This is a genomic window from Domibacillus sp. 8LH (assembly GCF_038806185.1).
GTDB classification, from domain to species: domain Bacteria; phylum Bacillota; class Bacilli; order Bacillales; family Domibacillaceae; genus Domibacillus; species Domibacillus indicus_A.
In genome coordinates this window covers 1-234 of record NZ_JAVJNG010000343.1, presented here as the reverse complement: position 1 = coordinate 234, position 234 = coordinate 1, and the positions used below count along the sequence as shown (strand labels likewise).

Sequence of the window (234 nt, the reverse complement as noted above, 5' to 3'; positions counted from 1 at the left end):
ACATAATCTCCCGCCGTAATAAACTCTTCTGTTAAGCTTACGATGTTATCCTCTATAGCTTGACCCGGTTCGCCGCATGTTAACTTCCCATCCTCTGCGACGAAATCATATGTGTAATCTACATTAATTAAAGCACGTTTACTCATTTGGCTTCCCCCTGATTAACATGATAGATTTTAATTTTGCTAGCTTCTCCATATTTCCTCTCGGCCGCATGGTAAGTCGGACCAACGA

Annotated in this window: 1 pseudogene; it reads right to left on the bottom strand. The window is 41.9% G+C overall.

Features of this window, described 5'->3' with window-relative positions:
* A pseudogene (locus RG959_RS24950) lies at nucleotides 1–146 on the bottom strand (cysteine hydrolase family protein); the annotation flags it as partial.
* Between the last annotated feature and the right edge of the window lie 88 nt (nucleotides 147–234).